Genomic DNA, 13,761 nt, shown 5'->3' on the forward strand with positions numbered 1-13,761 from the left:
GTTACCGCGCGTCCGGGTGGCGCGCGCTGTAGCCCAGCTGGACCGGTTTCACGCCCTGCATCACCAGCGCATAGCTGACATTGTCGAAGGTGCGGAACACCATTGCGTGCGCGGCATAGTCGTCCGGCAGGCTCAGCCGTGAATTGCTGTCCACGCGTGCGTCGTCCATCTGCGACGAGTCGGGGCGCTTCATGAGGTGCTTCACATGGCTGCCCTGGCGCCACAGCGAGAACACCGTGCCGTTGTCCACGCCCTGCACGCTGCCTGCGGAAATGGCGATGACATCGCGCGGGCCACCGGACAGGAACATGTCGGTCACCGCCAGCACGCGCACGTCCAGTCCCTCGGTGCCCGGCGCGGGAACGTGCGGGAAGAACTGCAGGTCGTACGGGGTGGCTTCGACCGGCACCAGGCGGTCACCGGCACGCACCTCGCGGCCATCACCATTGCCCTGCAGTGCCAGGCTGGCCACGTCGACGCCGCCGCCCGGCAGATGGGTCACCGTGCCCACGTTGACCTTCGCCAGTTCATACCCCAGCACCTGGTGCGGGCGCTTGTTGGGCACCGTGAAGTCCTTCCACAGGTTGCCGCTGCCCGGAGTGACCTTGCCGTTCGCGGTCAGGTCTTCGGTCGGCTTCGGCAGTGCATAGCGCACCGTCGGGCGCACTACGGCATAGCGCTGGCCCACCGCTGCCTGTTCCAGGCCATGCACATAGGCGACTTGGCCGGCGGTGGCGCGCAGGCGGTTGTCTTCCAGCCCGGCGACATACGGCAGGTGGTCGATGCGGTCGACCACGCTGAGTTCCTTCAGGAACGGCTCTACTTCCGACAATGGAATGCCGGTGATCGGCGCTTCCTGGCGCGGGCCGGCTTCCTGGCGCGCGACGACGCGGTCCAGGTAGGCCAGGCTCAGCACGTCACCCGGATAGATCAGGTGCGGGTTGGCCACCTGCGGGTTCGCCTGCCAGATCTCCGGCCAAAGCCAAGGCTTCTTCAGGAAACGTGCAGAGATGTCCCACAACGTGTCGCCCTTCTGGACGACATAGGTGGTCGGGTGCCCGTCATTCATTTCGACGGCGGTAGCATAGGCGGCAACGGTCAACATCGCCGCGGCGACGACCGTGCGGATTCGTAACAACATAGGAGTGGTCAGCCCTGATTCCCCAACAGGTTGGCGCACTATAGTCCAGAAACCGGGGCGCAGGGCAAGCGTTGGCGATAGAATCTGCAACGCAGGTCGGCGCAACCCGGCCCCCACCAGACGATTACTGCCATGGCAATGCTCCCCATTCTCGAGTTTCCCGATCCGCGCCTGCGCACCAAGGCCGCGTTGATCGACCCCGCCGAAGTCACCACGCCGGCCTTCCAGACCCTGCTCGACGACATGTTCGAGACCATGTACGACGCACCGGGCATCGGCCTGGCCGCCAGCCAGGTGGACGTGCACAAACGCTTCATGGTCATCGACGTCAGCGAAGAGAAGAACCAGCCGATGGTCTTCATCAACCCGGAGATCATCGAGCAGGAAGGTGGCCAGGTGTACCAGGAAGGCTGCTTGTCGGTGCCCGGCATCTTCGCCGACGTCACGCGCGCCAACCACATCATCGTGCGCTTCCTGGACCGCCAGGGGCAGCCGCAGGAGCTGGGCACCGATGGCCTGCTGGCGATCTGCGTGCAGCACGAGATGGATCACCTGGAAGGCAAGCTGTTCATCGACTACCTGTCGCCGCTGAAGCGCGAGATGGTGCGCAAGAAGCTGGCCAAGGCGCGCAAGCACGTCGCATGACCACGCCGATGGGGTGCCGCGCGCTGCGGCGCCCCTCGTCAAGGCCCGCGCGCGGGCCCTGCGGCGCCGCGAACCGGCGCCCATTTTTTTATCTGCACGTCCATCTGCAAGTGGGGAAGCCATGAGGATTGTCTTTGCCGGTACGCCGGAGTTCGCGGTGTCGTCGCTGCGCGCGGCCGCGCGCCACCATGAAGTGGTGGCGGTGTACACCCAGCCGGATCGTCCCGCAGGTCGTGGCCGCGGGCTGGCGCCGTCGCCGGTCAAGCTGGAAGCCGTGGCCCGCGGTATCCCGGTGTACCAGCCGGAGTCGCTGAAGGACGAAGCCGCCCAGCAGCAGCTGCGCGACCTGCAACCGGACCTGATGGTGGTGGTGGCCTATGGCCTGATCCTGCCCAGGGCGGTGCTGGCCATTCCTGCGCATGGTTGCTGGAACGTGCATGCCTCGCTGCTGCCGCGCTGGCGCGGTGCGGCTCCGATCCAGCGGGCCATCCAGGCTGGTGACACGCAGACCGGCGTCTGCCTGATGCAGATGGAGGCTGGCCTGGACACCGGCCCGGTGTTGCTGCAGCAGACGTTGTCGATTGCCGCCAGCGATACCGGTGGCCAACTGCACGACAAACTGGCCGAGCTGGGCGCGCAGGTGTTGTCCGACGGGCTGGGCCTGCTGCGTGCAGGCATCAAGCCGATCGCCCAGCCGCAGCCGGCCGAGGGCGTGACCTACGCGCACAAACTGGACAAGGCCGAGGCGAAGCTGGACTGGAGCGCGGATGCTGCTTCGCTGGCGCGCACGGTGCGCGCGTTCAATCCGTGGCCCATCGCCGAAGCGCAGTTGGCCGGAGAGCGCGTGCGCATCCATGGCGCGGTGGCGCTGGATGACAATGGCGGCCACGCGCCGGGCACGGTGATCGCCGCAGCCCGCGAAGGCATCGACATTGCCTGTGGCCAGGGCGCCTTGCGCCTGCGGGTGCTGCAGCGCGAAGGTGGCAAGGCGATCACCGCCGCCGACTACCTCAACGCGCGTCGCGACCTGCGTGCAGGGGCCTGAGCCGGTGAGCAGGCAGACCGATCTTCCCCTTTCCAACGCCGCGCCCGGTGCGGCGACGCGCATGCTGGCAGCCCGCGTGCTGGCACAGGTGTTCACCCGCGGCCGCTCCCTGAAGGCCGAACTGGCCTGGGCACTGCCGAAGCTGGATGACAGTCGCGATCGCGCGCTGCTGGAGGCGCTGTGCTTTGCCGTGCTCCGCCGGCGCAGTACGTATGACGCGGCACTGGCTTCATGGATGCAGAAGCCGTTGGCCGAACGCGATGCTGACCTGCGCGCGCTGCTGATGGTCGGCTTCGCGCAGTTGGACGTGCTGGCGCTGCCGGCGCATGCCGCGCTGTCGGCGACGGTGGATGCGGCGCGTGCACTCGGCCGGGAACGGCAGGCCGGGCTGGTCAATGCGATCCTGCGCCGCGCGCAGCGCGAAGGCTTCCCGATGCAGCCGGCGCGCGATGCATTCCCGGCCTGGCTGGCCGACGCCATCGAACGTGACTGGCCGGCGCAGGCCGAGGCGATCTTTGCCGCCAGCCTGCAGCCGGCTCCGTTGTGGCTGCGGGTCAACCGCCAGCATGGCGATCGTGGCCAGGTGATGGCGGCGCTGGAACAGGCCGGCATCGCCGCCGAGACCAGCACCGCCGGGGCCGACGCGGTGCGGCTGGCGACGTCGGTGGCTGTCAGCCAACTGCCCGGGTTCGCCGAAGGCGCTCTGTCCGTGCAGGATCTTTCCGCGCAGCAGGCTGCCGATGCGTTGGCACCGCCGGCCGGGGCCCGCGTGCTGGATGCCTGCGCGGCGCCGGGCGGAAAATCCGCGCACCTGCTGGAGCGCGATCCTTCGCTGCGGCTGCTGGCACTGGACATCGATGCGCGCCGCCTGGCGCGGGTCAAGGACACGTTCGCACGTACCGGCGTAGGCGCCGATGCACAGGTCAGGACGGCCGATGCCAGCGACCCGGGGGCATGGTGGGACGGTGTGCCGTTCGATGCGATCCTGCTGGACGCGCCGTGTTCGGCCACCGGCATCATCCGCCGCCAGCCCGATGTCATGTTCCATCGGCGTGCGGACGACGTGGAGGCCCTGGTAGGCGTGCAGGCGCGGCTGCTGGAAGCCTGCTGGTCGATGCTGCGGCCCGGCGGCGTGCTGCTGTATGCCACCTGTTCGATCCTGCGGGCCGAGAATGTCGACCAGGTGCAGGCGTTCCTGAAGTGGCATGCGGATGCGACGGCCGATGCGCTGGATGACGGTTTTGGCATCGATTGCGCAGGTATCGGACGTCAGCGACTTCCCGGTGAAGACGATGCAGACGGCTTTTTCTATGCGCGTCTGCTAAAAAACGCCTGATCCCTTTCCTACGTCGTCGTGCCCATGCTGAAGACACGCGCTTCCCGCGAAACCTGGTTGTTGATCGTGATGGCACTGCTGGTGCTGGGTGCGGGCCTGGGCCTGCGGGACCCCTGGCCATCGGACGAGCCGCGCTTCGCGCTGGTGGCCAGGCACATGGTGGAAAGCGGGCAATGGCTGTTTCCGCATCGTGGCCTGGAGCTGTATTCGGACAAGCCACCGATGCTGATGTGGTGGCAGGCCACCCTTTACGAGCTGATCGGCAACTGGCGGGTGGCGTTCCTGTTGCCGTCGTTGCTGGCGGCATTGGGTACGTTGGCCTGTGTCCATGACCTGGGGCGTCGGTTGTGGACGCGTCGGGTGGGGCTGTACGCGGCGTGGTCGCTGTTGTTCGCGCTGCATTTCACCTTCCAGGCGAAGAAGGCGCAGATCGATCCACTGATCGTGTTCTTCATCACCCTGGCCAATTACGGGCTGCTGCGCCACCTGCTGCTTGGGCCTGCGTGGCGCTGGTGGTGGCTGGGCTGGTTCGCTGCCGGGCTGGGGGTCATCACCAAGGGCGTGGGCGTGGTGGCGTTGTTGATGCTGCTGCCGGCGGCGCTCGCCTCGTGGTGGGGCTGGCCGCGGGTGACGCTGCATGTACGCTGCTGGCGGTTCTGGTTGGGGCCGTTGATGTTCCTGCTGGCCATCGCCTTGTGGCTGCTGCCGATGGTGGTCACGGCGCTGTCGACCGGATCGGCGGAATATCGCGCCTACATGGACGACATCCTGTTCCGGCAGACGGCCAAGCGCTACTCGCAATCGTGGGACCACCATCAGCCCTGGTGGTATTTCCTCGGCACCATGCCATCGATGTGGATCCCGGCGTTCCTTGCCGTGCCGTGGGCCATCCCGGCGTGGTGGCGACGACTGCGCCGGCGGGATCCGCGATACCTGTTGCTGCTGGGCTGGTGGGCGCTGATCGTGCTGTTCTTTTCCATCCCCGATGGCAAGCGCGATGTCTACATCCTGCCGTCGCTGCCGATGTTCTGCCTGGCCCTGGCGCCGCTGCTGCCGGGACTGCTGCGCAAGCGCAGCTTCCAGTGGACGCTGGCCGTTTTCACCGCACTGGTGGCCATGCTGACGCTGGGTGCCGGCATCGCGGTGCTGACCGGGCAGCCGGGCTTTGAAAGCAAGCTGATGGGATCGCGCGGAATCGACAGCACGGTGACGGCGTCGCTGGCGTGGGCCGCCATCGCCATGGGCTGCTGGGGCGTGGTCAGCCTGGCCGCCTGGGGGCGTCGCCGCGCGCATGTGGCCGTGCTGTCCACGTTGACCGTGGTCTGGGTGCTGTACAGCCTGGTCGGCTACCCCCTGCTGAACGATTCCAGCTCCGCACGCGGCCTGATGCACAACGCGGGGCTGCGCATCGGCGCGGACGCCGAACTGGGGCTGGTTGCGTGGAAGGAGCAGAACCTGCTGATGGCGGACCGGCCGGCCGTTACCTTCGGGTTCCAGAAGAAGTGGGACGTGCAACTGCGCGAGGGCGTGGACTGGCAGGCCCGCTCCCCGGAAAACCGGTGGTTGCTGGTGCAGGAAGACGCGCTGCTGGCCTGCGTGGACCGCCGTCGCATCGAACTGGCCGGCATCGCCAATCGCCGCCGTTGGTGGTTGGTGCGCGCCGATGCGGTGATCGGGCCCTGCGAACCCACGGCAGAGGAACGGGCCCGCGAACATGCGATGCAGGCCCGGCAAGTCGATGAATGACCCGATCCTGACTGGCGTTGCCTGTCCGTGCACAATGGCCGGCGCTGTCGTCGACAGCACGGGTTCGGTCAGCAATGGTCAGAATCCTCCCAGCCGCCAACCTGATGCCATGACCCGCCCGTGAACGTTCCTCCTTTCGACTCTGCCGCCGACACCGCCCGTCCGCTGCGGCCGCAAGGCGCGCGCGCGCGGATTGCCCGTGGCATGGGGCAGCTGGGACTGGTGTGCCTGCCGGCGCTGGTGGTGTCGGTGCCGATCAACCTGCTGCCCTTTGGCCTGCTGCTGCTGGCCAGCACGCTGCTGGCACCGGACCTGTTGTGGCGTGCGCGTGGCGAGGCGGGCCGCCCCGTGCGCACGTTGGCCTGGCTGATGTTGGCGGTGCTCGCCGCCGGGGCCGTCTCGATGGTGTTGTTCGAGCACGGCTTCCGGGACGTGGACAACCGTTCGCGCTTTGTCGTGATGCCATGGATCGCCCTGTGGGCGTTTGCGCTGAACCTGCAGTTGCGCTGGCTGTGGCGCGGCGCGCTGCTGGGCCTGCTGCTGGTGTTCGGCCTGTCGCTGCAGCAGGTGCTGGGCGGTGCGCCGCGCGCCGAGCTGTTCACCAATGCCATCGTGCTGGCCGACATCGTGGTGATGCTGCTGGTGTTGGCGCTGTTCTGCCGGCCGCACGGCGTGCGCGGCTGGGCATGGGGATTGCCGGCGCTGGCCGCAGGCATGGCCGCCCTGGTGCTGACCGGTAGCCGGGGTGCGCTGCTGGCGTTGCTGGCCGTGCTGCTGGTCATGGCACTTACCCTGCGCTGGCGCACGCTGCGCCTGCGGCTGATGGTGCTGGCGACCCTGCTGGGCGTCGCCGTGGTCGCGGTGGTGAGCTTTCCGGAGCTGCGCCACCAGGTACGGCTGACCGAACTGCACAGCGACGTGCAGCGGCTGGAGCGCGGCGACACCGATTCATCTGCCGGTGCGCGCGTGGAGCGGCTGCAGGTGGCCTGGGATACGTTCCTGGAGCATCCGTTGACCGGCGTGGGCGTGGGGCATTTCGACAACGCGATGCAGCGCCTGCCGGAATGCCGCGACAACCCGTCCGAGGCGCGTTGCCACCTGGGCCATGCGCATAACGATCTAGCCGAATGGGGCGCCACCCAGGGGGTTCCCGGCGCGTTGCTGCTGCTGGCCGTGTATGGCGTTCCGTTCTGGCTGTTCCTGTGGCTGCATCGTCGCAGCGGTCGCGCGACCTTCCGCGGACCGGCGGCTGCCGGGGTGATGATCGTGGTCTGTTACGTGCTGTGCGGGCTTACCCAGTCGATGTTCGCGCACCAGATCACCGCCAGCTTCTATGCATCCATCGTCGGTGTATTGGCCGGCCTGTCGCAGCTGGAAGGGCTGCAGCACAAGCTGAGGTCGGCCCGGTAGCGCCGGGCCCTGCCCGGCGGGTGCCAGCTCCCTGCGGGGCGCCCTGATCCGAACGTGCGCCTGACGGTGATCAGCGGATCCGGCTGGAGATTCCGCGCAGATCGAACATCGCGCATAGCCCGGCCAGGCCCCAGCCGAACCACTTGCTGGCGTGCTGGCGCCGCAGCAGCAGGGCATACAGGGCAGTCGCCGGAATCCAGGCAGCGAGCAGGCGGGCGCGGTGCGCGAAGGCGGCGCCACCGCCGACATAGCGCTGCAGCGCTATCTGTCGCGAGCGTGCGTAGTGGAACTGTTTGATGAAGGTCGTGCGCGCGCTGGGCGCGGATGAGACGCCGCCCGGGTGCAGCGCTTTCGCCGCTGGTTGCAGCATGCAGCGCCACCCCGCCTGCTGCATGCGCAGGCACAGATCATCGTCTTCGTAGTAGAGAAAGAACGCAGGGTCGAAGCCGCCGATAGCGGTGAATGCTTGTGTCCGCACCAGCTGGCAGCTGCCATGGAGCCAGTCGGCCACCATGAGCTGATCCGGCACCTGGTAGCGACCGGCCGGTTGCGGCCTGAAGAAGGCCGGACGCCATGATTTCTGCGGCACCGTACGGTTTCGCCAACCTTGCGGGGCGACGATCCCGACATCGGGATGCGCGTCCAGCGTCTGCGCCAGCAACGCCACCGCCTCGGGTTCGATCTGGCAATCCGGATTGAGCAGCAGCGCGTACTCGGTTTCAATCCGCCGCAGCCCCTCGTTGTTTGCCACGCCAAAGCCCGCATTGTCGGGGCGGACAATCACCCGCGCATGCGGTATCTGCTGGCGGATCTGCGCCACCGTATCGTCGCCGCTGCCGTTGTCGACGATCACCACATGGAGGAAGCGCGCCAGGGTGGCAGCCAGCGCGGACAGCACCGGCCCGCTGTTGTAGGTGACACAGACAACGGTCAAGCGTGCATGCGTCATGTCATCCATGGTCGCGGACCTCATTGTTGCGCCGCGCCCACGTGGCGACCGCTGGCATGCACGAAAGCAGCAGCACGAACGTGTTGCGGTGGGTGTAGTCGGACACCAGCCCGTTGCCCAGCCCGGCCACCACGTACACGATCAGCACGCTGGTGAAGAAGTGACGCTCGGGCACCGGCAATCGGTGGATCAGCCGGGCCAGCAGGACCAGCAGGACCAGCAGCGCACACAGTCCCAGCGCCCCTTCTTCGGCGAGCACCAGCAGGTATTCCTGGTGGGGGTGGGCGAGGAGGAACGGCGCGGCGCCGTGGATGTCGTGCATGCGCGCCTGGTAGTGTGTCCGCCATTGGCCCAGGCCTTGGCCGAACAGGGGATTGCTCGCGGCCATGTCCACGGTGTGCTGCCACAGCCACAGGCGGGTACCGCTGGATGTTGCGTCGCCGTGCTCGGTATAGCGGGCGACTTCGCTGGTCACCGAATGCACCAGCCGGTCACCGATGTTGGACGCAGCGATCGTGGTGACGCCCGCGATGAGGCACAGGGCCACGGCCGGCACGTGCAGGCGCCACTGCCATGTGGACGCCCGCCACAGCACCCACAGCCAGTACAGCAGCAGGGGAACGGCGGCGAGGTAACTGGTGCGGCTGCTCAGCAGCAGGATGACGTTCAGCAGTGACAGGGCCGCGATGCCGACGGCCAACCCGCGTTGCCGGCGGGTGGTGGCCAGTGCCCACCACGAAAGCGCGAAGGAGGCCAGCAGCAGGGTGGCCAGGCCCTGCTGGGTGTATTCCTTGAACACCGTGTTGCGCATGCTGGCGGTCAGCTCGGCGACCGCAGGCTGGGGCAGCAGCCCTGCCGCCATCAGCCAGGACGCCAGCATCACCAGCGTTACGCCTGCAGCGAAGCCATGCAGCGCACGCCACCGCTGCTGCGGTGTCTGCAACAGCGATGCAATCACCAGGGGCAGCACGAAGGTCCACAGGGACGAGCCATACAGCGCGCTGCCGTCGCGGGCGGTCAGCAGGGCGTGCAGCGCACTGGCGAGCAGCACCAGGGCCCATGCCAGCATTCCCTTGGCAAGCGGGTCATGCCAAGCCTGTTGCCAGCGTGCGCGTGTGTCGCTGCCGCCCAGCGCCGCCAGACCCGCCAGGACGATGAAGCAGGAGGTTGCCGGCTTGTTGATTGGGACGCAGAACAGAGCCAGCACAACGCAACCACGGCCTGCTGCGAGCAGCCGCGAACGCGCATGGCGGACGAGGGCGGCCGATGGGGTCATGGGGCGGGCATGCTAGTGCCCGCTGGGTGGCTGCTGCTATGAAGATTGCTGCAAAAACGTGGTCAGGGGCCACGCCCCTGATGAGACCCGGCTATGCCTGCGGCGGGTCGGCCACCGGCTGGCCCTGCTGCAGCATCCACAGCATGATGGTCTTCTGCCGGACATAGTTGGCGCGGACATAGGCGTAGACCAGGCCGTGCCAGCCATCGCGGAAACCGCCGCGCAGCAGGTAGCCGCGCCAGAACCGCCAGGCGGGCGCCAGCACCAGCTTGGCCAGCGTCGCGCGCTTGCCACGTGCGAACTCATGCTCGGCCATCATCCGCGCGTACTTTTCCGTCTTTGCCAGCTGCTGCTGCAGGGACCGGTAGGGATAGTGGATGAGGTCGCCACGCAGGGTGCCGACGTGGCCATCCACGCTGGCCGCTTCATGGATCTCACGATTGCCGCGCCAGCCGCCGTGGCGACGGTCGAACAGCCGCAGCACCCGGTCTGGATAGGCATTGCCGTGGCGCAGGAAACGGCCGAAATACTCCGACAGCCGGGCGAAGCGATAGCCGTGATGGCCGGCGAATCCGCCATCGCGTGCCTGTTCGATGGCGGCAAGGAGTTCATCGCCCACCCGTTCATCGGCATCCAGGCAGAGCACCCAATCATGCGTTGCCTGCTGCACGCAGAAATCCTTCTGGCTGCGGAATCCGTCGAACGCGCGCTGCAGCACCCGCGCCCCGGCTGCTTCGGCCAGGGCAACGGTTGCGTCGGTGGAACAGGAGTCGACCAGCACCACCTCATCGCAGAAGGCGAGCGAGGCAAGGCAATCGCCGATGCGGCCAGCCTCGTTGAACGCGATAATGCAGGCGGAAATGCGAGGCCGTTCGTTGTGGGCGGTCGTGGAGGACATGATGGCCGGGTACCTGTTGTTTGCGACGGAGCGCTATGCGTTGCCTATTCTCGCCCCGTTGGCCGAGGCCTTGCACGCATCCGGCCAGCAGGTGGCGGCGTGGTTCGTCGATGGGGCGGCCGGCAGCACGCTGCCGGGCGTGGCCAACGTGGGCCTGCGCGAGGCGCTGGCGATGCGTCCGCGGGCGGTGTTCAGTGCCGCCAACTGGGTGCCGACCTTCCTGTCCGGTGCCAAGGTCCAGCTGTTCCATGGGTTCAACGTGCAGAAGCGTGACAGCGCCCGGGGCCACTTCCGCGTGCGCGGCATGTTCGATCTGTACTGCACCCAGGGCCCTGCCACCACGGTGCCGTTCCGCGCGATGGCCGAGGCGCAGGGCCACTTTGCCGTGGCCGAGACGGGCTGGCCGAAGCTGGATCCGCTGTTCCGCGATGACGGGGGCGAGAGCGCCCGCCTGCGTGCGCCAGCGGCGGAGAGACCGGTGGTGCTGTTCGGTTCCACCTTCACCGAGCGGCTCAGTGCCGCACCCCATCTGCATCCGCAGATCGCCGCGGACATTGCCGGTGGACAGCGTTACTGGTTGCTGACCCTGCACCCGAAGTGCGCGCCGGAGCTGTTCGAGCGCTACCGCGCGCTGGCTGGCGACAATGCCTGTTTCGTCGAGCCGGAGCAGGTCATGGCGGCACAGCGCGCTGCCGACGTGCTGGTATCCGATACGTCGTCGATCGTTTCGGAGTTCATCGTCCAGCACAAGCCGGTGGTGACCTTCCGCAACCGTGTACCGCAGCCACACATGCTCGACTTCGACGACCCTGCCGGGTTGCCGCTGATGCTGGACCACGCCTTGAACCCCACCCCGGCACTTCAGGCGGAGATTGAACGGTATGCAGATGCGATCCACCCCTGGCGCGATGGCCATTCCAGCGAGCGGGTGATCGCGGCGACCGAGGATTTTCTGTCCGGGGAGATGGGGCGCTTGAAGCGCAAGCCGCTGGGCAGTTGGCTGCGCAACCTGCAGATCCGCCGTGACCTGGGGTATTGGGGCCGGTCATTCCCTACCCGGTAGAGCGGGGCCATGCCCCGCTGCTTTTTCCTGGTGACGGGCATGGCCCGTCACTACCGTGGGCGCGGGCATGGGTCGTCACCACCCATGCGCGGGCATGGGCCGTCACTACCCATTGCACGTTGGGTCACCAACGCAGGCGTCGCTTCGCCAGCGCCCGGCCCAGTTCTTCCAGCAGGTCGGCGGCCTGCGCCTGCGGCAGGTAACGCAGGCACAGCGCCACGTCGCCACGCGCGCCGGCGGTATCCAGCCACAGGCTGCTGGTCCCCAGCAGGCGGTCCAGCGGCGAGCGCGAAAGCCGCAATGCCTGCAGCTTGTCCAGTTCCGCCCAGCGCCACCAGCGTCGCCACCAGCCACCACGCACGGCGATGTAGCAGTCGTCGCGATACCAGCCGATGCGCGCCAACTGCAGGCGCGCCGTCCACAGCGCGATGGGGAGCCACGCCAGCGCTGCCAGCCCGGCCGGGCCCCAGCGCCAGGCCAGGGCAGCGGCCAGCAGCGGGGTCAGCCACAGGCTGGTCAGGCACAGCCGCCAGCTGCCACGCAGCGGCACGTCCTGCCATTGCAGCGGCGGCCATTGCACATCCGGCAGCAGGTGGCACACCAGTTCATCGCAGTGGCCCGGCGTCGCCAGCGGGGCCAGCTCGCGCAGCCCGCGCTGTTCATTGCCCTCGCTGCCCTGGCTGGCGGCGCTGTCCACCCGCAGTTGCCGATAACCAGCCCAGCGCTGCAGGGTCGATTCGCTCAACGTCCACGCCTGGATGCGGCGCAGCGCCACGCTGCTGCGCACCCGGCTCAGCAGGCCGCTGCTGACCGTCAGCCGCCGTTGTTGCTCTGACAGTTCAAAGCCGTGGTAGCGCAGCAGCGCCAGCATGACCGACAGTGCGCGCAGTGCCAGCCAGCCAACCAGCAGCAGTGCCGCGGCGGCCAGCAGCAGGCCGGTCATGCCGGCCTGCAGGCCATTGGCATAACCGAACACCTCGCGTCCCCCTTGTTCGATGGCGCGATCAAGGCTTCCGCGCGGTACCACCTGTGCCAGGGCACCCAGGGCGGCGGCAACCAGTACCCAGCCACGGTTGGACAGCAGGCCCAGCTTCACGATGTCCCGGCCGCTCATGCGCAGCAGCACGTGCCGCGCCTCGCTTTCAGGTAGCGGTGGCGGCTGGCCGGGTGCGTCGTTCACCGCGCCGGGCTGCAGCAGGGGGCCACGGCGACGGACCCGTTGTTCCAGTGCCAGCGCCTGGTCCAGCCGCAGCACCCGCATTTCGGCTTCCGGCCGGTTGCCGCCCGCCGATTCCAGCCGAAGTTCGGCCACCCCGAACAGGCGATGCAGCGGATTCTGGTGCACCACGACGTTGTGGATGCGGGCGAAGGGGATTTCGCGTCGGTTGCGCGACAGCAGGCCGCTGCGGATGGTGATCGCATCCTCGCCGATCCGGTAGCGATAGCTGAGGTACTGCAGCACGGATGCGACCACCAGCAGCACGATGACGATCACCGGCACCAGCTGTGCCCACAAGGGATCGCGGTCGCCCCGCTGGCCGAACACCAGCAGCGCGACCAGCGGCAGCAGGTACTGGCGCAGCTGCATCATCAACACGAACAGCCAGGACCACGGATGCAGGCGGCGTTCGCCGTTGCCCGCGCTTTCGCGGTCCGGCGGCAACGGAGCGGGAGGCGTGCTCACAGGGCGTCGGCATCCTGGTCCAGCTGCCGGGCCAGGGTGTCGCGCAGGTGCTCGGCATCGGCCTCGTCCAGGCCATCCAGAACCACCGCGCTGAAACGGCTTCCTGCGGTGTGCACGACCAGCGTGGCCAGGCGGAAACGGCGTTGCAGTGGCCCGCGACGCACGTCCAGGTGCTGCACGCGCGAGGTGGGTACGCGGGTATCGCGCTGCCACCACAGGTCGCGGCGCAGCCCCAGCCCGCTGTGGTCCAGCCGCCACCAGGTGCGGCGCATGCGCCGCCAGGCGATGCGGGCGCCGAGCAACGCACCGGCGGCCAGCCAGCACACCGCGGCGGCGATGCCGCCCGGCAGGTCCTGCCACCACCAGGCGACGGCTAGCGGTACGCCCGGGAATACCATGCCCGTGGAGATGCCGGAAATGGCTGCCAGGCGCGCCGCACGCAGGGGCAACTGTCGCCACCCGTCATTGGTTTCGGCAGGGATCGAAGATGAAGTCACGCAGGGTCCCCACACGGGCAATGGCGTCAACGTTAGCAGGGTCGCGTGCGCGGGTGACGGGCATGGCCCGC

At 68.0% G+C, this 13,761-nt stretch carries 12 protein-coding genes; 6 read left to right on the forward strand and 6 right to left on the reverse strand.

The features are described from left to right. Position 1 precedes the first annotated feature (1 nt). Entirely contained in the window at positions 2-1,141 is a 1,140-nt protein-coding gene (locus H4O11_RS06165) for a LysM peptidoglycan-binding domain-containing protein (protein WP_182338526.1), read from the reverse strand. 132 nt (positions 1,142-1,273) lie between these two features. Between H4O11_RS06165 and def the strand changes: the two genes are divergently transcribed. The 5 genes from def to H4O11_RS06190 all read left to right on the forward strand — a co-directional run bounded on the left by def (position 1,274) and on the right by H4O11_RS06190 (position 7,323). After that, positions 1,274-1,786: a peptide deformylase gene (gene def / locus H4O11_RS06170; RefSeq protein ID WP_182338527.1), complete on the forward strand. Its 513-nt coding sequence runs from the start codon at positions 1,274-1,276 to the stop codon at positions 1,784-1,786. A 121-nt stretch (positions 1,787-1,907) separates the two neighbouring features. Further along, positions 1,908-2,831: a methionyl-tRNA formyltransferase gene (gene fmt / locus H4O11_RS06175; protein WP_182338528.1), complete on the forward strand. Its 924-nt coding sequence runs from the start codon at positions 1,908-1,910 to the stop codon at positions 2,829-2,831. 61 nt (positions 2,832-2,892) lie between these two features. Beyond that, entirely contained in the window at positions 2,893-4,167 is a 1,275-nt protein-coding gene (gene rsmB, locus H4O11_RS06180) for a 16S rRNA (cytosine(967)-C(5))-methyltransferase RsmB (RefSeq protein WP_220466641.1), read from the forward strand. 24 nt (positions 4,168-4,191) lie between these two features. Then, a complete protein-coding gene (locus tag H4O11_RS06185; protein ID WP_182338530.1) occupies positions 4,192-5,913 on the forward strand; it encodes an ArnT family glycosyltransferase in 1,722 nt (573 codons plus the stop codon). A 204-nt stretch (positions 5,914-6,117) separates the two neighbouring features. Continuing rightward, positions 6,118-7,323 carry an O-antigen ligase family protein gene (locus tag H4O11_RS06190; protein ID WP_182338846.1) on the forward strand — a complete coding sequence of 402 codons (1,206 nt, stop codon included), beginning with the start codon at positions 6,118-6,120 and terminating at the stop codon, positions 7,321-7,323. A 70-nt stretch (positions 7,324-7,393) separates the two neighbouring features. Here the strand turns inward: H4O11_RS06190 and H4O11_RS06195 are convergent, their stop codons facing one another. The 3 genes from H4O11_RS06195 to H4O11_RS06205 all read right to left on the reverse strand — a co-directional run bounded on the left by H4O11_RS06195 (position 7,394) and on the right by H4O11_RS06205 (position 10,446). Continuing rightward, positions 7,394-8,281, reverse strand: a complete 888-nt coding sequence (locus H4O11_RS06195) for a glycosyltransferase family 2 protein (protein ID WP_220466630.1) — start codon at positions 8,279-8,281, stop codon at positions 7,394-7,396. Next, positions 8,274-9,548 (reverse strand): O-antigen ligase family protein, encoded by a 1,275-nt coding sequence (locus H4O11_RS06200; protein ID WP_182338532.1) that lies wholly within the window; start codon positions 9,546-9,548, stop codon positions 8,274-8,276. Before H4O11_RS06200 ends, H4O11_RS06195 begins: the two co-directional genes overlap by 8 nt. 91 nt (positions 9,549-9,639) lie before the next feature. Then, entirely contained in the window at positions 9,640-10,446 is an 807-nt protein-coding gene (locus H4O11_RS06205) for a glycosyltransferase family 2 protein (RefSeq protein WP_182338533.1), read from the reverse strand. Here H4O11_RS06205 and H4O11_RS06210 point away from each other — a divergent pair. Next, entirely contained in the window at positions 10,445-11,509 is a 1,065-nt protein-coding gene (locus H4O11_RS06210; RefSeq protein WP_182338847.1) for a CDP-glycerol glycerophosphotransferase family protein, read from the forward strand. The two genes, H4O11_RS06205 and H4O11_RS06210, sit on opposite strands and share 2 nt — an antisense overlap. A gap of 124 nt (positions 11,510-11,633) precedes the next feature. Here H4O11_RS06210 and H4O11_RS06215 read toward each other — a convergent pair whose 3' ends face one another. Then, positions 11,634-13,193, reverse strand: coding sequence for a PH domain-containing protein (locus H4O11_RS06215; protein WP_343042784.1), 1,560 nt, complete (start codon positions 13,191-13,193; stop codon positions 11,634-11,636). Next, positions 13,190-13,690 carry a PH domain-containing protein gene (locus tag H4O11_RS06220; RefSeq protein WP_343042785.1) on the reverse strand — a complete coding sequence of 167 codons (501 nt, stop codon included), beginning with the start codon at positions 13,688-13,690 and terminating at the stop codon, positions 13,190-13,192. Before H4O11_RS06220 ends, H4O11_RS06215 begins: the two co-directional genes overlap by 4 nt. Between the last annotated feature and the right edge of the window lie 71 nt (positions 13,691-13,761).

Origin of the sequence: Stenotrophomonas tumulicola, from assembly GCF_014117215.1 — a bacterium.
In the GTDB taxonomy this organism is placed as follows: domain Bacteria; phylum Pseudomonadota; class Gammaproteobacteria; order Xanthomonadales; family Xanthomonadaceae; genus Stenotrophomonas; species Stenotrophomonas tumulicola.